This is a genomic window from Aminobacter carboxidus (assembly GCF_014863355.1).
Lineage (GTDB): Bacteria > Pseudomonadota > Alphaproteobacteria > Rhizobiales > Rhizobiaceae > Aminobacter > Aminobacter carboxidus.
Map to the genome: position 1 here is coordinate 44039 of NZ_JACZEP010000014.1, position 26447 is coordinate 70485.

At 63.2% G+C, this 26447-nt stretch carries 30 protein-coding genes; 15 read left to right on the forward strand and 15 right to left on the reverse strand.

Translation table 11 applies throughout. The features are described from left to right. Window positions 1-28 precede the first annotated feature (28 nt). The 9 genes from IHE39_RS26550 to IHE39_RS26590 all read left to right on the forward strand — a co-directional run bounded on the left by IHE39_RS26550 (window position 29) and on the right by IHE39_RS26590 (window position 7125). The gene (locus tag IHE39_RS26550) at window positions 29-640 is read left to right on the forward strand and encodes a 50S ribosomal protein L25/general stress protein Ctc (protein WP_184766834.1); all 612 of its coding nucleotides are present in this window, start codon (window positions 29-31) and stop codon (window positions 638-640) included. Between the two features lie 27 nt (window positions 641-667). Beyond that, window positions 668-1405 (forward strand): aminoacyl-tRNA hydrolase, encoded by a 738-nt coding sequence (gene pth, locus IHE39_RS26555; RefSeq protein WP_192568607.1) that lies wholly within the window; start codon window positions 668-670, stop codon window positions 1403-1405. Between the two features lie 91 nt (window positions 1406-1496). Continuing rightward, window positions 1497-1904 carry a GFA family protein gene (locus IHE39_RS26560; RefSeq protein WP_192568608.1) on the forward strand — a complete coding sequence of 136 codons (408 nt, stop codon included), beginning with the start codon at window positions 1497-1499 and terminating at the stop codon, window positions 1902-1904. A gap of 101 nt (window positions 1905-2005) precedes the next feature. Further along, window positions 2006-2548: a dihydrofolate reductase family protein gene (locus IHE39_RS26565; protein ID WP_184766832.1), complete on the forward strand. Its 543-nt coding sequence runs from the start codon at window positions 2006-2008 to the stop codon at window positions 2546-2548. Window positions 2549-2622: 74 nt separating this feature from the next. After that, on the forward strand, window positions 2623-3726 hold the full coding sequence (gene ychF / locus IHE39_RS26570) for a redox-regulated ATPase YchF (protein ID WP_184766831.1): 1104 nt from the start codon (window positions 2623-2625) through the stop codon (window positions 3724-3726). A gap of 464 nt (window positions 3727-4190) precedes the next feature. Further along, the gene (locus tag IHE39_RS26575) at window positions 4191-4985 is read left to right on the forward strand and encodes an APH(3')-II family aminoglycoside O-phosphotransferase (RefSeq protein WP_192568609.1); all 795 of its coding nucleotides are present in this window, start codon (window positions 4191-4193) and stop codon (window positions 4983-4985) included. A 166-nt stretch (window positions 4986-5151) separates the two neighbouring features. After that, window positions 5152-6126 carry a magnesium/cobalt transporter CorA gene (corA, locus tag IHE39_RS26580; RefSeq protein ID WP_192568610.1) on the forward strand — a complete coding sequence of 325 codons (975 nt, stop codon included), beginning with the start codon at window positions 5152-5154 and terminating at the stop codon, window positions 6124-6126. Between the two features lie 82 nt (window positions 6127-6208). Then, window positions 6209-6670, forward strand: coding sequence for a MaoC family dehydratase (locus tag IHE39_RS26585; RefSeq protein ID WP_192568611.1), 462 nt, complete (start codon window positions 6209-6211; stop codon window positions 6668-6670). Continuing rightward, the gene (locus tag IHE39_RS26590) at window positions 6667-7125 is read left to right on the forward strand and encodes a MaoC family dehydratase (RefSeq protein WP_184766827.1); all 459 of its coding nucleotides are present in this window, start codon (window positions 6667-6669) and stop codon (window positions 7123-7125) included. Before IHE39_RS26585 ends, IHE39_RS26590 begins: the two co-directional genes overlap by 4 nt. A 207-nt stretch (window positions 7126-7332) precedes the next feature. On the opposite strand, the gene IHE39_RS26595 is transcribed toward IHE39_RS26590, so the two are convergent. Beyond that, on the reverse strand, window positions 7333-8715 hold the full coding sequence (locus tag IHE39_RS26595) for an FAD-binding oxidoreductase (RefSeq protein WP_192568612.1): 1383 nt from the start codon (window positions 8713-8715) through the stop codon (window positions 7333-7335). 416 nt (window positions 8716-9131) lie between these two features. Between IHE39_RS26595 and IHE39_RS26600 the strand changes: the two genes are divergently transcribed. Further along, window positions 9132-9707 (forward strand): dihydrofolate reductase family protein, encoded by a 576-nt coding sequence (locus tag IHE39_RS26600; protein ID WP_192568613.1) that lies wholly within the window; start codon window positions 9132-9134, stop codon window positions 9705-9707. Between the two features lie 124 nt (window positions 9708-9831). Here the strand turns inward: IHE39_RS26600 and IHE39_RS26605 are convergent, their stop codons facing one another. The 10 genes from IHE39_RS26605 to IHE39_RS26650 form a co-directional block, all read right to left on the reverse strand. After that, window positions 9832-10377, reverse strand: a complete 546-nt coding sequence (locus IHE39_RS26605) for an adenine phosphoribosyltransferase (protein ID WP_184766824.1) — start codon at window positions 10375-10377, stop codon at window positions 9832-9834. Between the two features lie 189 nt (window positions 10378-10566). Continuing rightward, window positions 10567-11430, reverse strand: a complete 864-nt coding sequence (locus tag IHE39_RS26610) for a cytochrome c1 (RefSeq protein WP_184766823.1) — start codon at window positions 11428-11430, stop codon at window positions 10567-10569. A gap of 29 nt (window positions 11431-11459) precedes the next feature. After that, on the reverse strand, window positions 11460-12761 hold the full coding sequence (locus tag IHE39_RS26615) for a cytochrome b (protein ID WP_184766822.1): 1302 nt from the start codon (window positions 12759-12761) through the stop codon (window positions 11460-11462). Between the two features lie 19 nt (window positions 12762-12780). Beyond that, window positions 12781-13344: a ubiquinol-cytochrome c reductase iron-sulfur subunit gene (gene petA, locus IHE39_RS26620; RefSeq protein ID WP_184766821.1), complete on the reverse strand. Its 564-nt coding sequence runs from the start codon at window positions 13342-13344 to the stop codon at window positions 12781-12783. 321 nt (window positions 13345-13665) lie between these two features. Beyond that, the gene (locus tag IHE39_RS26625) at window positions 13666-13977 is read right to left on the reverse strand and encodes a DUF6665 family protein (RefSeq protein WP_192568614.1); all 312 of its coding nucleotides are present in this window, start codon (window positions 13975-13977) and stop codon (window positions 13666-13668) included. After that, window positions 13977-14438 (reverse strand): GNAT family N-acetyltransferase, encoded by a 462-nt coding sequence (locus IHE39_RS26630; protein WP_192568615.1) that lies wholly within the window; start codon window positions 14436-14438, stop codon window positions 13977-13979. The genes IHE39_RS26625 and IHE39_RS26630 overlap by 1 nt, the downstream gene beginning before the upstream one ends. A gap of 9 nt (window positions 14439-14447) precedes the next feature. Then, window positions 14448-16316 carry an ABC transporter ATP-binding protein gene (locus tag IHE39_RS26635; RefSeq protein ID WP_192568616.1) on the reverse strand — a complete coding sequence of 623 codons (1869 nt, stop codon included), beginning with the start codon at window positions 16314-16316 and terminating at the stop codon, window positions 14448-14450. Window positions 16317-16382: 66 nt separating this feature from the next. Continuing rightward, window positions 16383-18260: an ABC transporter ATP-binding protein gene (locus IHE39_RS26640; protein ID WP_192568617.1), complete on the reverse strand. Its 1878-nt coding sequence runs from the start codon at window positions 18258-18260 to the stop codon at window positions 16383-16385. 199 nt (window positions 18261-18459) lie between these two features. Next, a complete protein-coding gene (locus IHE39_RS26645; RefSeq protein WP_192568618.1) occupies window positions 18460-20340 on the reverse strand; it encodes an ABC transporter ATP-binding protein in 1881 nt (626 codons plus the stop codon). 149 nt (window positions 20341-20489) lie between these two features. Further along, window positions 20490-20795 carry a hypothetical protein gene (locus IHE39_RS26650; protein WP_192568619.1) on the reverse strand — a complete coding sequence of 102 codons (306 nt, stop codon included), beginning with the start codon at window positions 20793-20795 and terminating at the stop codon, window positions 20490-20492. 280 nt (window positions 20796-21075) lie between these two features. Here IHE39_RS26650 and IHE39_RS26655 point away from each other — a divergent pair, with 280 nt between their 5' ends. Together IHE39_RS26655 and soxR are read left to right on the forward strand one after the other, a co-directional pair. Beyond that, the gene (locus tag IHE39_RS26655; RefSeq protein ID WP_192568620.1) at window positions 21076-21528 is read left to right on the forward strand and encodes a tRNA (cytidine(34)-2'-O)-methyltransferase; all 453 of its coding nucleotides are present in this window, start codon (window positions 21076-21078) and stop codon (window positions 21526-21528) included. A 163-nt stretch (window positions 21529-21691) separates the two neighbouring features. After that, the gene (gene soxR / locus IHE39_RS26660) at window positions 21692-22129 is read left to right on the forward strand and encodes a redox-sensitive transcriptional activator SoxR (protein WP_192568621.1); all 438 of its coding nucleotides are present in this window, start codon (window positions 21692-21694) and stop codon (window positions 22127-22129) included. Between the two features lie 50 nt (window positions 22130-22179). Here the strand turns inward: soxR and IHE39_RS26665 are convergent, their stop codons facing one another. After that, window positions 22180-22953, reverse strand: a complete 774-nt coding sequence (locus IHE39_RS26665) for a DUF4394 domain-containing protein (RefSeq protein ID WP_192568622.1) — start codon at window positions 22951-22953, stop codon at window positions 22180-22182. Window positions 22954-23121: 168 nt separating this feature from the next. On the opposite strand from IHE39_RS26665, the gene IHE39_RS26670 reads away from it, so the two are divergent. Next, a complete protein-coding gene (locus IHE39_RS26670) occupies window positions 23122-23673 on the forward strand; it encodes a sigma-70 family RNA polymerase sigma factor (protein ID WP_246470496.1) in 552 nt (183 codons plus the stop codon). Then, complete coding sequence (locus IHE39_RS26675; protein ID WP_192568623.1) at window positions 23670-24395, forward strand: anti-sigma factor; 726 nt, start codon at window positions 23670-23672, stop codon at window positions 24393-24395. Before IHE39_RS26670 ends, IHE39_RS26675 begins: the two co-directional genes overlap by 4 nt. Window positions 24396-24492: 97 nt before the next feature. Here the strand turns inward: IHE39_RS26675 and IHE39_RS26680 are convergent, their stop codons facing one another. From IHE39_RS26680 to IHE39_RS26690, 3 genes are read right to left on the reverse strand one after another with little or no spacing between them, the layout of a single operon-like run. Continuing rightward, entirely contained in the window at window positions 24493-24666 is a 174-nt protein-coding gene (locus IHE39_RS26680) for a hypothetical protein (RefSeq protein WP_434781343.1), read from the reverse strand. Window positions 24667-24694: 28 nt separating this feature from the next. After that, window positions 24695-25072, reverse strand: a complete 378-nt coding sequence (locus IHE39_RS26685; RefSeq protein ID WP_434781344.1) for an SCO4402 family protein — start codon at window positions 25070-25072, stop codon at window positions 24695-24697. Between the two features lie 49 nt (window positions 25073-25121). Next, window positions 25122-25379: a hypothetical protein gene (locus tag IHE39_RS26690; RefSeq protein ID WP_192568625.1), complete on the reverse strand. Its 258-nt coding sequence runs from the start codon at window positions 25377-25379 to the stop codon at window positions 25122-25124. 78 nt (window positions 25380-25457) lie between these two features. On the opposite strand from IHE39_RS26690, the gene hemF reads away from it, so the two are divergent. After that, window positions 25458-26372, forward strand: coding sequence for an oxygen-dependent coproporphyrinogen oxidase (gene hemF, locus IHE39_RS26695; RefSeq protein WP_192568626.1), 915 nt, complete (start codon window positions 25458-25460; stop codon window positions 26370-26372). Window positions 26373-26447 lie beyond the last annotated feature (75 nt).

Genomic DNA, 26447 nt, shown 5'->3' on the forward strand with positions numbered 1-26447 from the left:
GCGCTCCATATAACCGAAAGGAAATGCCATGAGCGAAACATACGAGCTCAAGGCCGAAGCACGCGAACTGGTCGGTAAGGGGTCCGCCCGTGAAGTTCGTCGCAACGGTAAAGTGCCTGCAGTTATTTACGGCGACAAGCAGCCTCCCCTGGCCATCGCCCTGTCCTACAAGGACATCTTCTACAAGATCCATGGCGGCGGCTTCCTGACCACCGTGGCGACGATCGAAGTCGACGGCAAGAAGATCAAGGTTCTGCCGAAGGACTACCAGCTCGATCCGGTCCGTGACTTCCCGATGCACGTCGACTTCCTGCGCGTTGGCGCCAACACCGAAGTCAACGTCCAGGTTCCGGTTCACTTCATTAATGAAGAGAAGTCGCCCGGCATCAAGCGCGGCGGCACGCTGAACATCGTTCGTCACGAAGTCGAGTTCCACTGCCCGGCCAACGCGATCCCCGAGTTCATCACCGTCGATCTCGACGGCACCGACATCGGCGATTCGATCCACATCTCCGCCGTCAAGCTGCCGAAGGGCGTGAAGCCTGTCATCTCCGACCGCGATTTCACCATCGCAACGATCGCCGGCACCTCGGCATCGAAGTCGGAAGAAGGCGCAACCGAGGCTGCCTCCGAGGCATAATCGGCGCATACCCGGAGAACCCCGAACATGCTGCTCTTTGCAGGTCTCGGCAATCCGGGTACGCAATACCAGAACAACCGGCACAATGTCGGCTACATGGCGGCGGACGCAATTGCCCGCCGCCATTCGTTTTCGCCCTGGACGAAGAAGTTCAAGGGTTTGATCGCTGAAGGCAACATCGGCGGCGAAAAGGTCATCCTTCTCAAGCCGCAGACCTTCATGAACCTGTCCGGCCAGTCGGTCGGCGAAGCCCTGCGCTTCTACAAGCTCGAACCCTCGGACGTGACCGTCTTCTACGACGAGCTCGACCTCGTCGCCGGCAAGGTGCGGGTCAAGATCGGCGGTGGCGCCGGCGGTCACAACGGCATCCGCTCGATCGACCAGCACATTCCCAAGGATTATCGCCGCGTCCGCATCGGCATCGGCCATCCCGGCGTCAAGGAAATGGTGCACGGCCATGTGCTCGGCGACTTCGCCAAGGCCGACAAGGAATGGCTTGAGGCGCTGCTCGACCTCATTGCCGACAGTTCCGATCTGCTGACCAAGGGTGACGACAACGGCTTCATGAACAAGGTCACTGTCGGCCTCCGCGACAAACTTCAGCCGACGGGCGCAAATGACACCCCTCCGCCGAAGGTTGCCAAGCCGCAGGCGCCGAAGGCCCAGAGCCACATCCGCCAGGCCCGCCCGAACCAACCTGCAATCAAGGTTCCCGAAACCGGCCCGATGGCCGCGATGCTGAAGAAGCTGCTCGGCAAGGACTGAACGACCCCGCACAGACTTTCGCCTCGATCCATGCGATAAGGGCGCGCAATGCCCCCCGCAGTCCGACGCAACCGTCCGGCGAGGTGTCACCATGCAAACCAAAACCGCATCCTGCTCCTGCGGGCAGCTGAGCATCGAGGTCAACGGCGCACCACTGGGCGTCGGCATCTGCCACTGCCTCGCCTGCCAGCGCCGCACCGGCAGCGTCTTTGCCGCCCTCGCTGCCTTCGCCCCGCCCTATGCGGTCACGGGTAAGGCAACCGAATATCTGGGCGTCGGCGACAGGGGCTCGCGCTACACTTTCAGGTTCTGCACGGTCTGCGGCACCAACCTGTTCCACACCGAAGTCGGCGCTGAGCGCGCGTTCGTGGCAATGGCGGTCGGCGCATTCGCCGATCCGCAGTTTCCGCCTCCCGAGGACTCCGTCTACGACTGCCGCCGCCATTCATGGGTCCTCCTGCCTCCGGGTACCAAGGCCTACGACAAGGATCCGGACTGACAAGCGCCATCCAATGCCTTGTGCGCCCGGTGAAGGCTCCTGACATAAGCCCGACAGGCCTCATGGTAGGAAACACTCTGTGGCAACAAGGAACGGTTTCGATGGTCGCTTCGCGCATTGACGACGTCATCTACATGTTTGCGATGTCGCTTGACGGCTTCATTGCCCGCGAGGACGGCGCGTTTGACTGGCTCGACAACTTTCCACCTGACGACGACTACGATTTTTCCGCGTTCATGGCGTCGCTGAGCGGCATCGTCATGGGCCGCGCAACTTATGATGTCGTCAGCCGCGAACCGGAATGGGCGTACGCCCACTACCCTTGCCTGGTTGCCACCTCACGTCCTCTCGAGGACCTGCCCGAAAACGCCGAAGCCATGGCTGGCACGCCAGCCGAAATGCTTGCCAATCTTCGCGCGCGAGGCGCCACCGGCCGCATCTGGCTGCTTGGCGGCGGCGACCTGGCCCGCCAGTTCATGGATGCCGGCCTGCTCGACACAATCGAGATCGGCACCATCCCCCTCATCCTCGGCTCGGGCTTGCAGGCTTTCGGCGGCAAACAGGCAGATCGCTGGCTCGAACTCGCCTTTGCCAAGCCGTTGGCCAACGGTGCAGTGCATATGCAGTACCGCGTGCGACGCTGAAAGACTTGACGATCTTAGGCCCTATCGCCCATAGCCCTGAGCAAATTCCGATTTCCCGATAGGACCAGAAGACCATGGGTTTCAAATGCGGCATCGTCGGCCTGCCCAACGTTGGCAAATCGACGCTTTTCAACGCGCTGACGCGCACCGCCGCCGCACAGGCGGCGAACTATCCGTTCTGCACCATCGAGCCGAACACCGGCGAGGTCGCGGTGCCGGATCCGCGTCTCAAGCAGTTGGCCAACATCGCCAAGTCGAAGGAGATCATCCCGACCCGCATCTCCTTCGTCGACATTGCCGGCCTGGTGCGCGGCGCCTCGAAAGGTGAAGGCCTGGGCAACCAGTTCCTCGCCAACATCCGCGAGGTCGACGCCATCGTGCATGTGCTGCGCTGCTTCGAAGACGACGACATCACCCATGTCGAAGGCCGCATCGACCCCGTCGCCGACGCCGAGACGGTCGAGACCGAACTGATGCTCGCCGATCTCGAAAGCCTCGAGCGTCGCATCGTGCAGTTCCGCAAGCGCGCCGCCAGCAAGGACAAGGAAGCGACAACCGTCCTGCCGATGATGGAGCAGGCGCTCGCTTTGTTGCAGGACGGCAAGCCGGCGCGCCTGCTGCTCAAGGGCATATCAGCCGAAGACCTCGAAATCCTGCAGGGCCTGAACCTTTTGACCTCGCATCCGGTGCTCTATGTCTGCAACGTCGCCGAAAGCGACGCTGCGACCGGCAACGAACACACCCAGGCCGTCCAGAAGATGGCCGAGGCGCAAGGTGCCGGCGTGGTCGTCATCTCGGCTGCGATCGAAGCCGAAGTGGCGCAACTCCCCGACGAGGAAGCCCAGGAATTCCTCGCCGATCTCGGCCTCGACGAGCCGGGCCTCGATAAGCTGATCCGCGCCGGCTACGAGCTGCTGCACCTGATCACCTATTTCACCGTCGGCCCCAAGGAAACGCGCGCCTGGACCGTGCACAAGGGCGCCAAGGCGCCGCAGGCGGCCGGTGTCATCCACACCGACTTCGAACGCGGCTTCATCCGCGCCCAGACCATCGCCTTCAACGACTTCGTCACGCTTGGCGGCGAAGTCCCGGCCAAGGAAGCCGGCAAGGCGCGCGACGAAGGCAAGGAATATGTCGTCCAGGACGGCGACGTGATGCTGTTCAAGTTCAACACCTGATCACCTGGCCGTCGCGTCCGCATACGAAAAGCCCCGCGTCGCGGGGCTTTTTCTTTTGGCGCGGGCGATGAGCCAGTTGCACGTCCGGCTTTCGGTCTACGCGCATCCCGAGGAGTTAACCTTTTGCTAACCAACCTTGGCTACGGTCGTCTGGAGATTTGCAGATCGTCTCCAGCTTTGACCACGGATGTACTGGCACTGGATGTTGAGACGCTAGAGAAAGGTCGGGGTCACCCCGGCCTTTTTTGTTTTCGCACGGTCAGGACGGCGACGTCATGCGGCCAAATCCAGCACCTGGACCGGCTCGATACTCTGTTCACTTCAAGCACTGGCTGCGTCATCACGAAACGTAGACCGCCTGACCAGATTGTTCTCGACGGCCCACCTTCGAATACCTATCTGCGCCCCAAGCAAGAACAGCAGCGATGCTGCCCGGCGCAGCAAGCGTATCCTTGAGGGGACAGATGACGCAGCACGCACATTTCGAGATCGATCTTCCCGCGTCGTTGTGTTTAGCGCTGGCCGGCTACGACTGGCAGCAGCAAACCATCGGCCATTCGGATGCGGGTGTGTTCAAGCTTGCCGCTGGCGGCAAACCGACGTTGTTTCTCAAGACCGAGGTGTCAGGCGACTTCGCCGAGCTGCCAGACGAGATCGTTCGGCTGCGCTGGCTGGGCAGCCAGGGCATCCCTTGCCCTGAAGTCATCGTCTACGAGACTCATGCCGGTCACAACTGGCTTTTGATGAGCGCGGTTGCCGGACGGGACCTCGTCTCGCAACAATCCGAGCCCGGCGAGGCCATCGCCATCATGGCCGAAGCGCTGCGGCGGCTGCACGCCCTCGATATCGCCGCCTGCCCTTTCGACCACCGCCTTGGGCAACGTATCGCCGTGGCCAAAGCCCGCGCCGACGCCGGCGAGGTCGACGAAGACGATTTCGACGACGAACGGCTGGGTCAAACCGCGCAGCAGGTGTTTGAGCAGCTTGTGGCGCGGCGGCCGGTGTCCGAAACGCTGGTTGTCACGCATGGCGACGCCTCGATGCCGAACTTCATCGCCGATGGCGGCCGCTTCACCGGCTTCATCGACTGCAGCCGGCTTGGCGTCGCAGATCTCCACCAGGACCTGGCGCTTGCCTGCTGGAGCATCCAGTACAATCTTGGGGAAGAGTGGGTGGCCCCGTTCCTCGCGCTTTACGGCCTGCCCGAGGCGGATGCGAACAAGCTCTCCTACTACCAGTTGCTCGACGAATTCTTCTGAGCGGCCGTCTGCCCAGCGCTACCTTGCCGATTTGCAACTTGACGTCACAGCCGCCCAGGTCTATCGCGCCTAGGCGCTGGCCCGGCCATTCGAGACCCCGCCGGCGCAATCCAGCAACCCCGCCCGCGTTCGGGCACGATATCAGCTCCAGTATGGGAGACCGGCGATGATCAAGGCATTCGTCGTGGAAAACGATCGTCTGCGCCTTGCAGACTCCATTTCGGCCGAAAAGGACAGCATTGTCTGGGCCGACCTGTTCAATCCGACCAAGCAGGAAGAGGCCGAGGTCGAGCAGTGGCTCGGCGTGGGCGTTCCGACACGCGAGGAGATGGAGGAGATCGAGATCTCGTCCCGCCTCTATGTCGAGGACAGCGCCTACTTCATGACCGCCACCTTGCCCTCGCAGGCCGACAGCGACGACCCGGTGATGTCACCGGTGACATTTGTCCTGCGCCGCAACCTGCTGGTGACCATCCGCTATCATGAGCCGAAGGCATTCCTGGCGTTCCCGCTGCGCGCGGAAAAGGCGGCGATCGGCTGCACCTCGGGCGAAACGATCCTCGTCGGCCTGCTGGAGGCAATCGTCGACCGCCTCGCCGACGTGCTGGAACGCGTATCGCGCGACATCGAGCTGTTGTCGAAGGACATCTTCAACCCAACCGCGACCAAGGCATCGAAGCGTGACCGCGACTTCCAGCAGATCCTCAAGGACCTCGGCCGCAAGGAGTCGCTGACCTCCAACATCCGCGACAGCCTGACCTCGCTGCAGCGCCTGGCGGGCTTCCTCGCCAATGCGCTGGCCCAGGGCAAGAACGGCAAGGACGCAAAGGCACGGGTGAAGACGCTGTCGCGCGACGTGCTGTCGCTCACCGACCACGCCTCGTTCCTGTCGCAGAAGATCACCTTTCTGCTCGATGCCACGCTCGGCATGATCAACATCGAGCAGAACGGCATCATCAAGATCGTCTCGGTCGCCGCCGTCGTCTTCCTGCCACCGACGTTGGTCGCCTCGATCTACGGCATGAACTTCGACCTGATGCCTGAGCTGAAATGGGACCTCGGCTATCCGGTGGCGCTCGGCCTGATGGTCGTCTCCGCCATCCTGCCGTTCTGGTGGTTCCGCCGCCGCGGCTGGCTCTGAGCCAACGATTGCCCGGCGACCGGCCTTGCGTGACCCGCGGGGCCGGTCCAAGGTTATCGTACAAGCTTGAACAGGATTGCCGATGAGCACCAAGACATGGGCATTTGAGGATCTTGGCGAGGGCCTCGTCATCGACCTCGGCACCAAGACCGTTCTGGCCCGGGAGATCATCGAATTCGCCTCGGAATTCGACGCCCAGCCCTTCCACCTCGATGAAGAGGCCGGCAAAGCGAGCATTCTCGATGGGCTCTCGGCATCTGGCTGGCACACCTGCTCGATGTTCATGCGCATGCTGTGCGATGCCCTGCTGCTCGACTCGACCTCGCAAGGCGCGCCGGGCATCGACTACGCCAAGTGGAAAAAGCCGGTGCTGGCCGGCGACGTGCTGGGTGGCAAGCTGACCATCCTGTCCAGCCGCCCGTCGCGCTCCAAGCCTGGGCTCGGCTTCGTCAGCTGGCGCGCCGAACTGGCCAACCAGAAGGGTGAGCCCGTCTTCGAACTGGTCAACACCTGTATGTTCCTGACCCGCGAGGCCGCGTTATGACCCTCGACGAGTATCTCGGCATCGGTGTCACGATCACGCTCGGCAGCCATCACTTCAGCGCCGAGGCGATCAAGGATTTCGCCCGCAAATACGACCCCCAGCCCTTCCACACCGATGAGGAGGCTGCCAAGGCAAGCGTGTTCGGCAGCCTGTGCGCCTCGGGCTGGCACACCACGGCGGCGTGGATGAAGCTCAACCTGGCGCATCGTGGCCGCGCCTGGGACGGTCCGGGATCGAAACCCGAATTCGGCCCCTCGCCCGGCTTCAAGAACCTGAAATGGCTGAAGCCGGTTTTCGCCGGCGAGACCGTGACATTCACGCGCCGCGGCCTCGACCACCGGCCGCTTGCCACCCGTCCCGGCTGGCGCATGATGACGCTGCACTCCGAAGGGTTCGACTCGACCGGCGACAAGGTCATCGAATTCGACAGCGCCGTGCTGGTGAAAGTGGCGTAGCGCGCTTCTCCTTCGCTCCGTTTACGGTGGAGAAACAGGGGCGGCTATCCACGATGGTTGGTGACAGACGGTGAAAGGCACTTGTGCCTTACGAGGCAAGTCTCGGAGACATGTCGAAGGCCGAAGCGAGCGCCACTAGAAAAAACCGACCACACGTGGAAAACGTCTCCACGTGTGGTCGCGTGTCCGTCGCGATAGAGCGCCGGATTACGGCCGGATGTTATGGTTGACCCGGAAGAGGTTTGCCGGGTCGTAGCGGCGCTTGACGCCGACCAGGCGCTCGTAGTTGGCACCGTAGGCGGCACGCACGCGCGCCTCGCCCTCGTCGTCCATCATGAAGTTGATGTAGGCGCCGCCATGCTGGTTGTGCTTGTGCACAGCGGCCCAGTAAGCGCTTGCCCACTGCTTCAGCTCCGGCGCCTTCGCCGGATTGGGGTCGATGCCGGCGATGACCATGGACCAGCGCGCCTGTCGCGCGCCCCACGCAGTGGCCTCTGAAGCAACGTCATGGACGGCGCCGTCGATGGGATAGAGATGCATCAGCGACAGCTCGCTCGGACTCATCGAGGCGTGTGCGACATGGGCAGCGATGGCGGCATCGGACAGCTCGTCGACATAGTCGCCCTTCCAGTACCAATGCAGCCCCTTCGGCAGCAGCCGATCAAACAGCCCCTGCAGGTCGACGAAGGGCAGCCGCATCATGCCGTCCATCAGCGGTTTAGGGAGCGCGTCACGCGCCGGCTGCATGGCCCGGAGGCCGTCCTCCTCTGTGCCATTGTAGCAGCTGATCAGCGTGCAGATGCGCCGTCCCCAGATTTCGCGTGGAAACGGATCGCAGGAGGGCACCGTCTTCATGCCGAAGAACATGCCGAGTTCGCGTGGCGCCCCCGGCAGGAAGTCGCGGTACCAGCGCATGATTTCGGCCGCATGCGCGATGTCGTAGAAGATCGGCCCGGCATAGACATCCTTCGCCGGATGCGCCTGAAACGTGAAGCGCGTCACCACGCCGAAATTGCCGCCGCCGCCCCGCAGCGCCCAGAAAAGCTCGGGATGCTCGTCCGCGCTTGCCGTGACGACGCTGCCATCGGCCAGAACGACCTCGGCCGCGAGCAGGTTGTCGATGGTCAGGCCGTGCTTGCGCGTGAGATAGCCGGTGCCGCCGCCAAGCGTCAGCCCGGCAATGCCCGTACTCGAGACGATACCGGCCGGCACCGCCAGCCCATGCGCGCTGGTCGCCCGGTCGACATCGCCCTGGGTACAGCCAGCCTCGACGCGAACCTTGCGCGCGGCCGGGTCGACATCAACGTGTTTCATCGGCGACATATCGATGACCATGCCGCCGTCGCAGCTGCCGAAGCCCGGGCCGTTGTGGCCGCCGCCGCGAATGGCGACGAGCAGCTGCCTGTCGCGGGCGTGATTGACCGCCGCGACGACATCGCCGACGTCGGCGCAGGGGACGATCCAGCGTGGCCGCTTGTCGATCATGGCGTTGTAAAGCGCGCGGGTCGCCTCATAGCCGGGATGGTCCTGGCCAATGAGGCTGGTACAGAGCCGGTCGGGAAACTCGTGCGAAGCAGTTGACTTCAGCATTATTTGGAACACTCGTGTTTGGGAGCAAGACGCACTGCTGCTGCCGGAGCCACTTCGGTCCCGGCGGTGGAGGGCGCGCTTGGCCGGTTGAACCTGCCGCACTCGCGGCACGTCCTTTCCTACGCCGGATCGATTTCAGGTGTTTTTCTGTACCGGCGCGGGAGTGTTTCGATTGTTTCAGCGACAAGCGTGCGGCGGAGACCCAGGAGGCCGCGGCACCCGGCGCTGTCCGCCGCATACCCGATGCTCTTGCCCGCCGCAGCAAGGCCCGGACGTGGAGGCCTATGGCCAAGGAGCAGATGCTGCAGTCACGATAACATTAAACCATATGGTTGACTATTTTTGCAACAGCCTATATTCAACCATATGGCTGAATGTCCCGTCGGGTCATGCCGGCCCTGGCTGTGGAGAGTGAAATGCGCAAGTTGATTGCTGGAATGAAGATCTCCGTCGATGGCAAGATGGAGGGACCGGAAGGCACCGCGGATTGGGTTGAAGCATGGTCGGAGGACTACGGCCTGACACCGCAGATCGACGCATGCCTGCTTGGCGGCGGCATGTACCCGGGTTACGAGAACTATTGGACGGCGCTACAGAACGAGCCGGGCACGCCCGCCTGGATCACCGGCACGCCGCCGACGCCAGCCGAGCTCGAATGGGCAGGCTTCATCAAGCAGATCCCGCATTATGTGCTGTCGAACACCCTGACCACGACGCTGTGGCCAAACACGCGCTTTCTCAGGCGCCTTGACGAGGTCAAGGCGCTCAAAGAGCAGCCCGGAAAGGACATCTACCTTGTCGGAGGCGCCAAAACGACGACAAGCCTGATCGAGACCGGGCTGGTCGATGAGCTCCGCGTCATCGTCTATCCGCTGATCGCCGGTGAAGGTAAGGCGCTGTTTGCCACCACTGAGCGCCGTCATGGGCTCGATCTGCGCAAGGTCGAACAGCTCACGAACGGACGCGTGAGACTGATCTACGCGATCAGCTAGCCGCGATCGCCCGGCATGCGGGCGTGTGGGGGACAGCCGGACGATCCTGCCCCCGGCCACAACTTCAATCGAAAATAAAGACAGCGTGGAGACATTCTCTACGCTGAACGGCCTCAGAGGCTGCTCAGTGGCCTTCGAAGGCAATCAGCGTGCGGACGTCGACGCCGAGCGCTTCGAGCTTCTTGCGGCCGCCAAGGTCCGGCAAATCGACGATGAAGCAGGCAGCGACGATGTCGGCGCCGATCTGGCGCAGCAGCTTGACCGCGGCTTCGGCGGTGCCGCCGGTGGCGATCAGGTCGTCGACGAGGATGACCTTCTCGCCTGCCCTGACCGCGTCCTTGTGCATCTCCATCTCGTCGAGCCCGTATTCGAGGCTGTAGGCGATGCGCACGGTCTCGTGCGGCAGCTTGCCCTTCTTGCGGATCGGCACGAAGCCGGCCGACATCTGGTGGGCAATGGCGCCGCCGAGGATGAAGCCACGCGCCTCGATGCCGGCGACCTGGTCGATCTTGGCACCGGCATAGGGATGGACGAGCTCGTCGATGGTGCGGCGGAAGGCGCGCGCATTGCCGAGCAGCGTGGTGATGTCGCGGAACATCACGCCCGGGCGCGGATAGTCGGGGATCGTCCTGATGGCGCCAAGCAGCGTCTGTTCGAGCGAGGTGTTCATCGGCGGGGGCTCCGTTGCCGGCGGTGCCGCAGGGGCTTCCCCGCAACCAACGCCCTGGCGCTGTGGTTCGCGCATCGTCCCTGAAGCCGGCTTCGGCGCAGGCAAGATGCAGCGGAAGTTGTGACGGTTTGGACGGCAAAAGAAAAGGGCGCCTTGCGAGCGCCCTTCACTATCGTTCTGCGGTGCGGCTTAGTGGGCGACGTTGGCCCAGACCTTGCGCTTGGTGGCGTAGACGAGGCCAGCAAACAGCACCAGGAAGATCATGACGGCAAAGCCGGTCTGCTTGCGTGCCTCGAGATGCGGCTCGGCAGCCCACATCAGGAACGCCGAAACGTCGCGCGAATACTGCTCGACCGTCTCGGGCGAACCGTCCTCGTAGGTCACCTGGCCGTCCGAAAGCGGCTTGGCCATGGCCAGCGACTTGCCGCCGACGAAGTACGGGTTGTAGTGCGTGCCCTCGGCGATCTCCATGCCGGCCGGCGGCTGCTCGTCATAGCCGGTGAGCAGCGCATGAATGTAGTCAGGGCCGTTCGAAGCATACATCGTGAAGATGTCGAAGACGAAGGTCGGGAAACCACGCTCGACGCCGCGCGCCTTGGCGATCAGCGAGAAGTCGGGCGGAGCCGCGCCGTTGTTGGCGGCTGCGGCAGCAGCCGAATTGGCGAAGGGCGACGGGAAGTAGTCACCCGGCAGTGCCTTGCGGGTGAACATCTCGCCATCGGCGTTGGGGCCGTCCTGAACTTCGTACTCGGCGGCGAAGGCCTTGACCTGCGCTTCGGAGTAGCCGAGGTCCTCGAGCGTGCGGAACGCCACCAGGTTCATCGAGTGGCAGGCCGAGCACACTTCCTTGTAGACCTTCAGGCCGCGCTGCAGCTGGCCCTTGTCGAAGGTGCCGAACGGGCCGGCGAAGGTCCAGTCCATTTCCTTCGGCTTGTGGATCGGGAAGTGCGTCGGCTCGGCAGCGTGGTTCGCTTCCTCTGCGGCGACCGCCACGCCGGCGGTGCCGGCGAGAAGGAAGCCGATAGCCGCCAGACCGTTGAGAATCTTTTTCATTCCAAAATCCCTTTCAGATTCTCGTTGGTTCAGCCGCGGGTTTCGGGCGCAGCGGTTGCACCGGCCGGATGAGCCGAACCCGACTTGTTCTTCTCGAGCACCGCTTCGGTGATCGAGTTGGGCAAGCGACGGGGCGTCTCGATCAGGCCAAGAACCGGCATGATGACCAGGAAGAATGCGAAGTAGTAGAGCGTGGCCAGCTGCGACATGATCACGTAGGCACCTTCAGCGGGGCGCGAACCGAGCCAGCCGAGGAAGATCGCGTTGATGACGAAGAGCCAGAAGAACAGCTTGTACCAAGGACGATAGACGGCCGAACGAACCTTCGAGGTGTCGAGCCACGGCACGACGAACAGCACGGCGATCGAACCGAACATGGCGAGCACGCCACCGAGCTTGGAGTCGATCGGCCCGATGTTGAAGGTGATGGCGCGCAGGATCGCGTAGAACGGCAGGTAGTACCATTCCGGAACGATGTGCGCCGGCGTCTTCAGCGAGTCGGCCTCGATGTAGTTGTCGGGATGGCCGAGGAAGTTCGGGATGTAGAAGATGAAGTAGGCGAACACCGCCAGGAACACGACCATGGCGAAACCATCCTTGATGGTCGCATAGGGCGTGAAGGCGACGGTGTCGGTCTTCGACTTCACTTCGATGCCGGTCGGGTTGGTCTGGCCGGTGACGTGCAGGGCCCAGACGTGCAGCACGACGACGCCGGCGATCATGAACGGCAGCAGGTAGTGCAGCGCAAAGAAGCGGTTCAGCGTCGGGTTGTCGACGGCAAAGCCACCGAGCAGCAGCTGCTGCACCCATTCGCCGACAAGGGGAATGGCGGTGAAGAAGCCGGTGATGACGGTAGCGCCCCAGAACGACATCTGACCCCAGGGCAGAACGTAGCCCATGAAGCCGGTTGCCATCATCAGCAGGTAGATGATGCAGCCGAGGATCCACAAAAGCTCACGCGGCGCCTTGTAGGAGCCGTAGTAGAGACCGCGCATAATGTGGATGTAGACGGCGATGAAGAAGAAGGACGCACCGTTGGAGTGCATGTAGCGGAGCAGCCAACCGGAGTTGACGTCGCGCATGATCTTTTCGACCGACTGGAAGGCCAGCGTCGTGTCGTTGGCGTAGTGCATGGCGAGCACGACGCCGGTAAGGATCTGCGCCACCAGCATGATCGAGAGGATGCCGCCGAAGGTGTAGGCGTAGTTCAGGTTGCGCGGAACCGGATAGGAGACGAACGAGTCGTGCACCAGCCGCGGCAGCGGCATGCGTGCATCGATCCAGCGGCCGATGCCGGTTTTGGGCGAATAGGTCGAGTGTCCACCGCTCATGGAATTATGTCCCCCTGCCTCAGCCTATCCGGATCGTCGTGTCGGAAAGAAACTGGAAATTCGGTATGTGAAGGTTTTCCGGCGCCGGTCCTTTGCGGATGCGGCCGGCCGTGTCGTAGTGGGAGCCGTGGCACGGGCAGAACCAGCCACCGAAATCACCCTGCTGGCCGAGCGGCACGCAGCCCAGATGGGTGCAGACGCCAACCATGACCAGCCAGTTTTCCTTGCCTTCGCCAGCGGTGCGGTCGATGTCGGTCGCCTGGGCGTCGGAGGAAATGTTGGCGTTGCGCGCGACCGGATCCTTGAGATCGGCCATCGGCACTTCTTTCGCCGCCTTGATCTCTTCGGGGGTGCGGTTGCGGATGAACACCGGCTTGCCGCGCCACTTGACGGTCAGCGACATACCAGGCGTCAGCGACGAGACGTCAACCTCGACCGACGAAGCGGCGAGCGTCGAGGCGTCCGGGCGCATCTGGTCGATGAAGGGCCAAGCCACGGCGGCGGCGCCGACTGCACCGGCCATGCCGGTAGCGACATAGAGAAAATCGCGGCGATTTGGCTCGCTCGTATCGGTTGCGCTCACGGGACTGATCCTTTTGCCTCAATTCCAACCGGAGGCTGAGCAATTGTCCCCGCTCAACGATGCACGCCCGACAGCGCATGGCAACCAGGCTAGCGAATTCCTCCGGCATTTGGACTTCGGTTTATGCGTGAAGCCTCTTTTTGTCCAGACGGCACACGGCACATGGGCAGATTGTCGCGGGGACGATGCAAAGCAGTGGAAAACCCCGGCCAAAGCGCCTGCCACGGCGGGTTTGCGGGTTCATCAGCAGCCCCGACATGAGCGCGCTTGGACAGCGGGGACGGCGGGCCCCCCTTGCGCCGGAAATGCACGCCGGGAGGCTCAGCTCGCGCCGAGTCGCACCAGCACCTCGCGCGGGATGGCGTAATCGCGGATGGCGTCGTCATGCTTTCGCAGGCCGCACAGTTCGCGCTGGATGAAATAGGCATAGACCGCGTCCGCCGCAGCCTTGACGAGCACACGACGCTGCTCGGCATCGCCCTGATGCGCATTGAGCCTGCCGAGCGCTTCGCCGACGCGCTCGCCAGAGCGGCCAAGCGCGGCGGCCTTTTCGGCTAGAAGCTCGTATTCGAGCACGTTGAGCGTCTGCTCGGAACGGTTCGAGAGGATCGAGGGCGGGCGGACGAACGACATCAGCTCCCCTCATTAGGCATAGTGAGCAGTCGGCGATGGGTGGCAAACTGTTCGCCCTTCACCGGCTCGAAACCCAGGGCTTCGTAAAACGCGTGAGCTGCATCAGGCGCGCGGAGGTTCAGCAGAGCGAACCTTGCCCGCGCGTGGCAGGCGATGGCCTCGATCAGCAGCCGGCCGACACCATGACGCCGAAACTCCGGATCGACATAGACGTGTCGCACGCGGCCGGAACCGCCATCGGCGAAGTAGGGATCGACATTCAGCCCGCCCATTCCCACCAGGGACGTGCCCTCAAAAACACCGAACAGCGCCTCGCCGGGCTTTGCAAAAGTGTTGCTGCCGTCACGCCAATGATCCTGCAGGCGCCGCAGCATGCTGAAGCCCTCCGCCATGCTCTTTCCTCGCAGCACCTGGAAGGTCGCCGCATCGGGCACCAATGGCCGCAGGCTGAGGACCGACATCAGACGATCCTACTCCGCCGCAAGCCGGTCGGCCAGGAAGCCGCCGGACTGGCGCTTCCACAACTGGGCGTAAAGCCCGCCCTTGGCGATCAGCGCTTCGTGGCTGCCCTCCTCGACGATACGGCCCTCGTCGAGCACGATCAGCCGGTCGAGGGCGGCGATGGTCGACAGCCGGTGAGCGATCGCGATGACCGTCTTGCCCTCCATCAGCTTGTCGAGATTGTCCTGGATCGCCGCTTCGACCTCACTGTCGAGCGCCGAGGTCGCCTCATCGAGGATCAGGATCGGCGCATCCTTGAGCATCATGCGGGCGATGGCGACGCGCTGGCGCTGGCCGCCCGACAGCTTGACGCCGCGCTCGCCGACATGGGCGTCGTAGCCCTTGCGGCCGCGCGGATCGGCGACGTCGACGATGAAGTCGTGCGCAGCGGCGCGCCTGGCGGCGTCGACGATCTCGGTCTGCGACGCCCCTGCCCGGCCGTAGCCGATATTGTCGGAGATCGAGCGGTGCATCAGCATCGCGTCCTGGCTGACGACGCCGAACTGGGCGCGCAGCGACGCCTGGGTGATGTCGCGCACGTCGCGTCCGTCGATCATGATGCGGCCCTGCTCGACGTCGAACAGGCGCAGCGCGAGGTTGACGATCGTGGTCTTGCCGGCACCCGACGGGCCGACCAGGGCTACGCGCTCGCCGGGGCGGATGTGCAGGTTGAGGTTTTCGATGACGCCGCCGCCCTTGCCGTAGTGGAAGGAGACGTTGTCGAAGATGATGTCGCCTTTGGCGCGCGGCAAAACGGCGGCATTTTCGGCGTCACGGATCGCCGGGCGCACCGAGATCGTGCGGGTAGCGTCCTGGATGGTGGCGTAGTTGCGGACGAGGCCGTTGATGTTGAACATCATCCAGCCCGACATCTGGTTGAGCCGGAAGACCAGGCCGAGAGCTGCTGCAATCGCGCCGGTGGAGATTTCGCCGCGCGACCAGCTCAGGATGCAGATGGCGGCGACCGCGGCCATCATCGCGCCGTTGATCACCGCCACCGCCGAGCGCACCGTGGTGATCGAACGGGTCAGCCGGAAGACCGCGCCGAGATAGCTTTCGAGCCCGTCGCGGACATAGGCGTGCTCGCGCCGGCCGCTGTCGAACAGCTTGACCGCCATAATGTTGGTAAAGGCATCGACAAGGCGGCCGTTGAAGATCGAGCGCTGGTCGGCGGTGGCACGGCCGGCGCGGCGCATCTCCGGCAGCAGATAATAGATGATCGCGGCATAACCGGCGAACCAGGCAAGAACCACGGCCCCCATCAGCGGGTCGAGCGAGACCAGGATAGTCAGCGACAGAAGCACGAAGGTGAGGAAGGCCCACATCGTCTGCAGCACGTTGACGATGAAATCGCCGACGGCCTCGCCGCCCTGCACGATCTTGGTGGCGATGCGGCCGGCGAAATCGTTCTGGTAGAAATCGTAGGGCTGCTCGATGACGCGCCGGAACGCCTGCCAGCGCACCATGGAAAAGAAGCCGGGCACCACGACCTGCTGCTCGACGATGGCCGAGCCGATGATGATGACGGCGCGGACAACGAGGATCAGCACCAGTAGGCCGGCAAGCTCGGGCCAGTGGTCGGCAAACAGCCGTTGCGGACTGGTGGCATCGAGCAGATCGATGAGCCAGCCGACCGACCAGTACAGCGCCGCGTCGATGGCACCCGCAAGGAAGCCGCTGATCAGGAGCAGCGTGAACGGCCCCTTCGCCTGCCGGGCGAAGTAGAGGATGAACGCCCAGGCGCTCTCGGGCAGGACCTCGCGGTCTGTGTCCTGGAACGGGTCGATGGCGCCTTCGAAGCGCCGCCAGAATTTCTGCTGGAAGGGATCAGGGGTCATGGCGCGCTCCCCGCAGGTTGACGCGAGGCACTCCACGCAGGGTACCTGGCGCAATGATCACCACCATCACGCCGGCCTCGATTCGTCGAGAACGCCGTCTTCGTGAAACAAGAAACCGCCGGACTGGCGCTTCCACAGGCGGGCGTAAAGCCCGTCGAGCGCCAGCAGTTCATCATGCGTGCCCTGTTCGGCGATGCCGCCCTTGTCGAGCACGATCAGCCGGTCGAGCGCAGCGATCGTCGACAGCCGGTGCGCGATGGCGAGTACGGTCTTGTCCTGCATCAGTGCGTGCAGGTTTTGCTGGATCGCCGCCTCGATGTCGGAATCGAGCGCCGAGGTCGCCTCGTCGAGGATCAGGATCGGCGCGTCCTTGAGGAAGACGCGCGCGATCGCCACGCGCTGGCGCTGGCCGCCCGACAGCTTGACGCCGCGCTCGCCGACGAAGGCATCGTAACCCTGGCGACCGCGATTGTCGGCAAGTGTTCCGATGAACTCATGCGCCTCGGCCTTGCGCGCCGCTGACATGACCTCGTCGTCCGATGCATCGGGCTTGCCGAGCTTGATGTTGTCGCGCAGCGAGCGATGGAATAGCGCGGTATCCTGGCTGACCACGCCAATCGAGCCGCGCAGCGAATTCTGGGTGACGGTCGAGATGTCCTGGCCATCGATCAGGATGCGGCCGCCTTCGAGGTCGTAGAGGCGCAGGATGAGGTTGGCGAGCGTGGTCTTGCCGGCACCCGAGGGGCCGACGATGCCGACCTTTTCGCCTGGCTTGACCGTCAGCTCGATGCCGTCGAGCACCCCGCCACCCTTGCCATAGTGGAAGACCACCTTGTCGGCATGGATTTCACCGCCCTTGACCTCCAGCTCGGCAGCACCCGGCTTGTCGGTCAGGCCGAGCGGCTGGGAGATCAGCGCCTTGGAGTTCTCGAGCACGCCAAGGTTCCGCAGGATGCCGTTGAGCTGCATCATCAGGCGCCCAAGCAGCATGTTGAGCCGCAGCACCAGCGACAGCGTGAAGGCCACAGCTCCGACAGTAATGGCGCCTTCGATCCACAGATGGATCGAATACCAGGCGATCGCCGTGATCATGACGCCCGAAAGGGCTGTCAGTGCCAGCCGCACGCCGGTGAGGCGGCGCGTGAATGGGCGCAGCGCGTCGAGATAGATGTTGAAGCCGGAGCGGATGTAACGATCGTCGCCATCGGCGGCAAACAGCTTCAGCGTCTGCACGTTGGAATAGGAATCGACGATGCGGCCGTTGATCATCGAACCGGCTTCGGCGGTCGCCTCGGCATGCTTGCGGATCGACGGCAGATAATGGTTGGCGAGAAAGCCGAAAGCGACGATCCACACCATCACCAGCGCCGCCAACCGCCAGTCGAGGCCGGCGACCACCGCAAGGGTGGTGATGGTGTAGACCAGCATGAACCACACGACCTCGATGAAACTTTCCATCAGGTCACCGGTCGCCTGCCCGGCCTGCCAGACTTTTGTCGCGATACGGCCGGCAAAGTCGTTCTGGAAAAAGGAATAGGACTGGCGCGAGACATGGCGGTGCGCCTGCCAGCGCACCAGGTTGTAGAATCCGGGCGTGATCGTCTGCTCGTCGACGAGTGCTGAGAGGCCAACGATCAGCGTACGTACCACCAGCACCACGACCGCCATGAACAGTACTTCGGGACCGGCGACATCCCACAGTGCTGCCCAACTGCGGTCGGTCGGCAGGCCGTCGAGGATGTCGACGAGGCGGCCGACGAAATAGAACAGCCCCGCTTCGACCAGAGGCGCAATACCGCCAATGACCAGCATGGCGAAGAAGGCAAACTTTGCCTGGCCGACATAATGCCAGAGGAAGCCCCAGACGGTGGCGGGAGGCCGGAGATTCTGTGGCTCGCGGAAGGGATAGACCCAGCTTTCGAACCATTTGTAGATTCTGTTCATCAACACTCTGGGTTATCTGGCGGCAACGACTCACTATTTTCGGCCCAAACCGACCGGCGAGGCAACCGCTGCTTGGCAGGAGCCTGCCCGCAACCAGGGCGATTTTCGGGCGGTCTGTTCACATTACGATGAGGGCTGATCTCGCCCTTGAAATGAAAGAGGCCTCCGCAGCGGCAGGAGGCCTCGATCTTTGTCTGCCTTACTCCGCCGCCTGCCCCTTGGCCTCGGCGTCGTTGGCTGCCTCGCCGGCGATGTCGTCGAGCAGGAAGCCGCCGGACTGGCGTTGCCATAGCGAGGCGTAGAGCCCGCCCTTGGCGACGAGTTCGTCATGGCTGCCCTGTTCGACGATGCGGCCCTTGTCCATCACCACCAGGCGGTCCATGGCGGCGATGGTCGAGAGCCGATGGGCGATGGCGATGACGGTCTTGCCTTCCATCAGGCGGTAGAGGTTCTCCTGGATCGCCGCCTCGACCTCAGAATCGAGCGCCGAGGTCGCTTCGTCGAGGATCAGGATCGGTGCGTCCTTGAGCATGACACGCGCGATCGCAATTCGCTGGCGCTGTCCACCGGACAGCTTGACGCCACGCTCGCCGACATGCGCCTCGAAACCCTTGCGACCCTTGGGGTCGGCAAGGGTGGCGACGAAGTCGATTGCCTCGGCGCGGCGTGCCGCCTCGATCATCATCGCCTCGGTGGCGTCGGGACGGCCATAGAGGATGTTGTCGGCGACCGAACGATGCAGCAGCGAGGTGTCTTGCGTGACCATACCGATATTGGCGCGCAGGCTGTCTTGCTGAACAGTCGAAATGTCCTGCCCGTCAATGACGATGCGGCCGCCCTCGATGTCGTAGAAGCGCAGCAAAAGGTTGACCAGCGTCGACTTGCCCGCACCCGAACGACCAACGATGCCGACCTTTTCGCCCGGACGGACGGTAAGGCTGAGATCCTCGATGACGCCTTTCTTCTTGCCATAGTGGAAGCGCACGTTGTCGAAGGCTATTGCGCCCTTGTCGACGACGATCTCCCTGGCATCGGGCTTGTCTTCGACCAGGCGCGGCATCGAAATCGAGGTGATGCCGTCCTGGACGGTGCCGATGCTCTCGAACAGGCCCGAGACCTCCCACATGATCCATTGCGACATGCCCCACAGGCGCAGCACGAGGCCGAGCACAACGGCGACCGCGCCGATGGAGACCGCACCATTGAGCCACAGCGAGATCGACAGGGCGCCGACCGACAGCAGAAGCGTTGAGTTGAGCAGGTAGAGCGCGCCATAGAGCGAGGTCACCAGCCGCATCGAGCGGTAGACGGTGTCCATGAACAGCGACATGCCTTCGCGGGCGAACGACGCCTCGCGGCGCGAATGGGAAAACAACTTGACGGTCTGGATGTTGGTGTAGCTGTCGACGACGCGGCCGGTCATTGTCGAGCGCGCGTCGGCCTGCTCCTCGGCGAGCTTGCCCAAGCGCGGCACGAAATAGCGCAGCAACAGCACGTAGCAGCAGAGCCAGACGATCAAAGGTGCTGCCAGCCTGATGTCAGCGGAGCCGACGATGAAAAGCACGCCGAGGAAATAGACGATGACGTAGTTGAGCACGTCGATCAGCTTGACCACGCATTCGCGCACGGCGAGCGCTGTCTGCATCAGCTTGGTGGCGATGCGGCCGGCGAACTCGTCCTGGTAGAAGCTCATCGACTGCTTGAGCAGGTAGCGGTGGACCTGCCAGCGGATGCGCATCGGATAGTTGCCCATCAGCGTCTGCTGGTTGACCAACGACTGCAGCACGACCATGCCCGGCAGGATGAACATGACGATGAAGGCCATGCCGGCAAGCTTCCAGCCTTCGTTCTGCAGGAAGGTCTCGCGGTTCTGGTTCGACAGCCAGTCGACGATGTTGCCGAGGAAGCCGAACATCCACACTTCGGCGAGCGCGATGAGCGACGTCAGCACTGCGGCGATGACGATGTAGGTCCACGCGCCCTTGGTGTAGTGCAGGCAAAACGCGACGAGCGTCTTCGGCGGCTCGACCGGCTCCTCCACGGGGAACGGATTCAGTCTGTTTTCAAACCAGCGGAACATTTCAGTCTCTCAGTTCGGTGTGCGGCACGCAGCGAATTCCGCGTGAGCGTATCTTGGAGGGCCACTGGTACGACCATTATTCGCCGGATCATCGTAACCACGGCGGGCGCCCTTGGAATGTAGAAGACCGCTGAGGATTCGGCGAATCCTCAGCGGTTGCCTCCTGACACCGGCCTGGCCGCACCCGAGCGGCCGACAAGCCGGCCGATCAGGGCTTTGACGCGGCCAAACAGCGGCCGGTAGCTGGGGTCGACGACGACATTGCTCATGTCGACGTCTGGCAGCATGCCGCGATGCGGACGCTGCCGCACCGGCGGGTTGGCCTTGGGCTGATGCGCACCGAGCGCCAGCATCATGGCATGGTGCCTGACGTCGGCTATGTCGTTGCGGTGAACGAAAAATACAGAGTCGGGTTCGTTACGAGCGTGGTGCTCGTTTGAGAAATTGACAAACATCGGAATTGTCCTTCGAAAACCGGATAAGGGCTTCTGCGGACCGCAATGCGAAAATGCCTGGTGATGTCAGGTAAAGTCGTCGAACCGGTCCGCCCTCAGGCAGTACGTCGCCCACAGGTGGGGCGGTGAATGTCAAGCAGCATCATATACCCCTCCATCGGTTCGAGTTGACAATGACGGCCGTATACGCCCATTCGCGGCCGAACGCTACCGCCTCATCTTCACTTTTTGCTTTGGCACGACTTGCTGTTGCTTTGCCGCCACAGATTAGGAAATCGACATGGATCTGCGCATCGCTCTGTACCAGCCAGACATCGCCGGCAACACCGGCACCATCCTGCGCATGGCCGCCTGCCTCGGCATCGCGATCGACCTGATCGGGCCCGCCGGCTTCGACATTTCCGACCGGGCACTCAAACGCGCCGGCATGGACTATCTCGAAATGGCGGCCCTGACCCGGCACATCGACTTCGACCGCTTCGAGGACTGGCGTAAGCATGAAGGCCGTCGCCTGGTGCTGCTGTCGACCAAAGCCACCGTGGCCTACACGGATTTCCGCTTCGAACCGGGCGACATCGTCATGGTCGGCCGCGAATCGGCCGGGGTGCCCGACCACGTCCACGATCTCGCCTTCGAGCGGCTGCTGATCCCGATGCCCGGCGGCGGCCGCAGCCTCAACGTCGCGTTGAGTGCGGCGATGGTGACCGGCGAGGCGATGCGCCAGCTCGGCTGACAAGGCGGCCGCCATACGCTGCACTGCCGCAGTGAAACAGCCTCCCGGCGCACTGTCCTTCCAATCGTCTGAAGCCGGTCTCGCCATGTCGTCATCCTTCCTTGCACGGTGAAGGATATCCTCGTACAACCTCAACTAATATTGAGGTCAAGCGGGAATTTCGATGGCTAGCGAATTGACTGTCGGCGAGGTCGCCAAGCGCAGCGGCGTCGCCGTTTCAGCACTCCATTTCTATGAGACGCGCGGGCTGATCCACAGCCACAGAACTTCAGGAAACCAGCGCCGCTATTCCAGGGATGTGCTGCGCCGGGTGGCGGTGATCAGGATCGCGCAGGATGTCGGCATCTCGCTGGCAGACATCGCCGCGGCCTTCGCCGCCCTGCCCGACGGGCGCACGCCGACACGAGAGGATTGGAGTCTGCTTTCAACGGGTTGGCGCCACGACCTCGACCACCGCATCGAACAATTGAAGAAGCTGCGCGACGGACTGACCGACTGCATCGGCTGTGGCTGCATGTCGATCGACAAATGCCCGCTGCGCAACCGCGAGGACCGGCTGGCGCGCCAGGGCCCAGGGCCGCGGCGGCTGCTGGTGGAGTGAAAACGGCCGATCCGGGGCGTTGCCGTCCCGGATCGGTGGTGTTCGATTCGTCAGCGCAGGATAGCCAGGTCGCGCAGGCCGGCATCGAGGCCCTCGGCCGCCTTTTCAGCTGCACCGCTCTCCATGTTGACCTTGTAGAGTATGCCGCCTGTGGCCAGCCACGCGGTGTTGGCGCCACCTTCCGACGTCTGGATATCGAAGCCGACGGCGTCGCCGGGCTCGATGCCGAGCTTGCCGATCGTCTTCAGCGCACCCTCATTCGGCTTGGTCTGCTGCAGGAACAGCCCGCCGGCATGGATGTCGTACATCGCCGTTTTTTCGGGCTTGCCGAAGGAATTGGTATAGGCGGTGGCAATGATCTCGGTCGGCATCTCGGCGCTCGCATCGCCTGCCTCGAAGGCGAGCTTGCCGTCTTCGGTCACCGCGCCGGTCGCGGGATCGGCACGCAGATTGGTGCCGTCGGACGCAATGACGCGCAGCTTGTCGGCTGCCGGGTTGAAGTCGACGCTGACCTTGGCGCCCTCGGGCGGCAGCTTGGACAGCTTCGACACCGCCGTAGCCACACCGGTGTCGAGATTGATGGTGACCAGCGAGCCGTCGCCGGCCAGGCCATAGACCATGTTATCGGACGAACGCATGTCGATTCCATGGAGCTTGTCGACCCCGGTCACCTCGATCTTCCTGGCCTCGCCCGGCTTGTCGGTGTCGAACCAGATCAAGGTCTTGTCGCCGGAAAGGCCAAGCGCCGGAGCAGCCACTGCCGCTGCGGAAAAGCCGGCGAGCATTGTGCCCGCAAGGGCGATATGCAGTGCGATGCGGTTCATGTCGATCTCCTTCTCGTTGGTCGGTGAGCGCAGGTGATTTCGCGTCGCTCGCCGGCCTTACCCACGGGATCGGGTTCTGGATGCAGGACACCGCAAATTTTCTCAGAAGAGCTTGCATCCCCTGATGCATCCGGCGTGTATCATTGCAAACGGGCGAGAAGGGACCGCATGTCGGCTGTCGAACGAAGCGACCAATTCTGTGACGGCCTGATGCTTCGGGTCGCAAGCGGCGACCGCGAGGCGCTCGGCGACCTTTTCGCCAGCGAGGCCGGCAGGCTGATCGCCATTGCCCGCCGCATCCTGCGCCGCAAGGATCTCGCCGAGGAAGCAGTGCAGGAAGGCTTCATCGCCGCCTGGAAGCATGCGCCGCGCTTCGATCCAGCGCGCGGCAGTGCCCGCGCCTGGCTGACCACCATCGTCCGCAACCGCGCGCTCAACATACTGCGTGACGGCCAGCGCCTCCGTCTGACAGGCGACGACATGGCCAGGCACGGCGAAAGCGACAGCAGCGCCGACGCGGCCTTCGAGGCTCTCGACGAGGCCGACGCGCTCAAGCATTGCCTGAGCCAGTTGGACGAGCCGCGGCGCAGGTCGATACTGCTGGCCTATGTGCTGGGCTACACACATGGCGAGATCGCAGCGAAACTGAACGCGCCCCTGGGCACCGTCAAAGCCTGGATTCGCCGCGGAGTCATCGCCTTGCAGGAGTGCCTGTCATGAGCAGCGACAGCGAACGCCTTGCCCACGCCGGCGACTATGTGCTCGGTCTGCTGGACGACGACGCACGCGCCGAAGCGGAGCGCAAGATGGAGCGCGACCCGGAATTTGCCGAGACCGTGCGACGGCTCGCCGAACGCATGTCCAGCCTCGACGACACCGCCAAGCCAGCCGATGTGCCCGCCGGCATGTGGGGCGAAATTTTGGGCACGATCGCAACACTGCCGCAGGACCACAACGGCGCTTCGCCGCCGGAACAAAGCGCTGCCAATCAAAACAGCGCGACGCAGGCGCCCCCCTGGCGCAAACTCGCCCTGGCAGCGTCGCTCGCGGCCGCGTTCGGCCTCGGCTATGCTGGCGGCTTCGTCATGAAGACGACGCCCGAGCCGGTTGTGCTCGTGGTGCTGCAGACGCCCGACAACACCACGGGAGCGGTGTTCGAGGCCTTTGCCGACAACAGCCTCAAGATCATCCCGCTCGCCGATTTCGATGTGCCGCAGGACAAGATCATGCAGGTGTGGACGCTCTACGACGCCTCGGTCGGCCCGGTTTCGCTAGGCACGCTGTCGAGCGCCGAGGTGACCACGCTGAAGGGCCAGGCGCTGCCTGTGCCCGCGGCCGACCAGCTCTACGAGATCACGCTCGAACCGCGCCCCGGCTCGCCGACCGGCAAGCCGACGGGACCGATCCTGGTCAAGGGATTTGCGAAACGGCCGGCTGGTTAGCCAGGGCACCGAAGGCTGTTTTGAATCCCGCACCAATGGCTTGCAGCCACCAGTTGCGGTTGCGCGGCAGCCCGACTCAGTCTCGGTTTAGAGAAGATCAGTCCGATGTCGGCAGGCGGCGAATGGTGAACTCGATGACGTAGTTTGGACGCTCGAACCAGCTTTCGATCTCGGTCCAGCAGGCCTGCTTCGGCCAGCACGGGAAACACTCCTGCGCCTTGAGCAGCGCTTGCGCAGCAATACCAAGATCTCGAGCAGAAACTTGTTGCACGGCCTGCGCGCACCTTCTGCCCGGCTACCTAAGAGAGAACCGAGAGCACATGCTTGGCCGAAGCGACGACCTGCTTCCAGCGATCGGTTTGCACGTATTCCGCGTCCAAATATATCGGATAATCGACCCCAAGGACTTCGTTCAGGGCCATGCGAAGATCCCCGACAGCTACTAATTCCTGCTCCGAACGAAGTACATCTCCCAGCAAGTCATCTTCAGATGAAGCGCCTGCGTCGAGATGGTCGAAAAACCAATTCACGGCGGTATGAAAATCCATGTACTCGATTATTTTTCCGTTCTCGTCTTCACGCTTTACGACCATCAACTTATCAGAACCTGCAAGAAACCTGATCATTTGCGCGGCTTCTGAACGAACATGTGGGAGCCTGACGGGCGTCTCTACCATGTTAACCTCGACGTCTCATATGCCATACAAGTGAACGGCCTTGGAATGATCAGTCCGATGTCGGCAGGCGGCGGATGGTGAACTCGATGATGTCGCCGGGGCGCTCGAACCAGCTTTCGATCTCGGTCCAGTAAGCCTGCTTGGGCCAGCGCGAGAACCATTCCTGCGCCTTCAGCCGGGCATCGTTGCGCGGCAATACGAAGGTCTCGCGCAGGAACCCGTCGCGCGGCCTGCGCTCACGTTCGGCCCGGCTGCGCTGGAGCCTCTTGGCGAGGTCCTCCAGCGGCGGTCTGGTCGGTGTGCCCATAAAGAACTCCTTGACCCATGCGAGAAGGAGATTAGGGATCGCGCCGGACAATTACGAGTCATTTGTGCGGAGCTTAAATTGCAGCGTCCCGAAATTCCGGCCGGACTGCCGGCCGACATCGAAGACAGGAAAATGCGCGCCCGCGCCTGGTTCGAGGAACTGCGCGACCGCATATGCCTCGCCTTCGAGGCGCTGGAAGACCAGGTAGAGGGGCCGCTGGCGTCATGGGCACCGGGGCGCTTCGAGCGCACGCCGTGGCAGCGCGACGAAGGCAAGGGCGGCGGTGGCATCATGTCGATGATGCATGGCCGGGTGTTCGAGAAGGTCGGCGTGCACACCTCAACGGTGCATGGCGAATTCTCGCCCGAGTTCCGCAAGCAGATGCCTGGCGCTGAAGAAGACCCGCGTTTCTGGGCTTCTGGCATTTCATTGATTGCCCATCCGCAGAACCCGAACGTGCCGGCCGTGCACATGAACACGCGCATGGTGGCGACCTCGCGCTGGTGGTTTGGCGGTGGTGCTGACCTGACGCCGGTGCTCGAGCGCAGGCGCAACCAGGAAGACACCGACACGGTCGCCTTCCACAAGGCAATGAAGTTTGCCTGCTCCAAGCACGCGGGCGTCGCCGACCACCAGAAATACAAGGATTGGTGCGACGAGTACTTCTTCCTGCCGCACCGCAACGAGCCGCGCGGCACCGGCGGCATCTTCTTCGACTGGCAGCATTCGCCGGAGGAAAAGGGCGGCTGGGACGCCGACTTCCGATTCGTCCAGGACGTCGGCCGCGCATTCCTCGTCACCTACCAGCATCTGGTGCGGCAGAACTTCAACACCAACTGGACCGATGGCGACCGCGACGAACAGCTGGTGCGCCGCGGCCGTTATGTCGAATTCAACCTGCTTTACGATCGCGGTACGATCTTCGGGCTGAAGACCGGCGGCAACATCGCCTCGATCCTGTCGAGCATGCCGCCCGAGGTCAGGTGGCCGTGAGCCCGACGCATGGCTGCCCTGCCCGCCGTTGCATTGACGTGCGGGCAGCAAACCTTTAGAGAGCCCGCTTTCCTT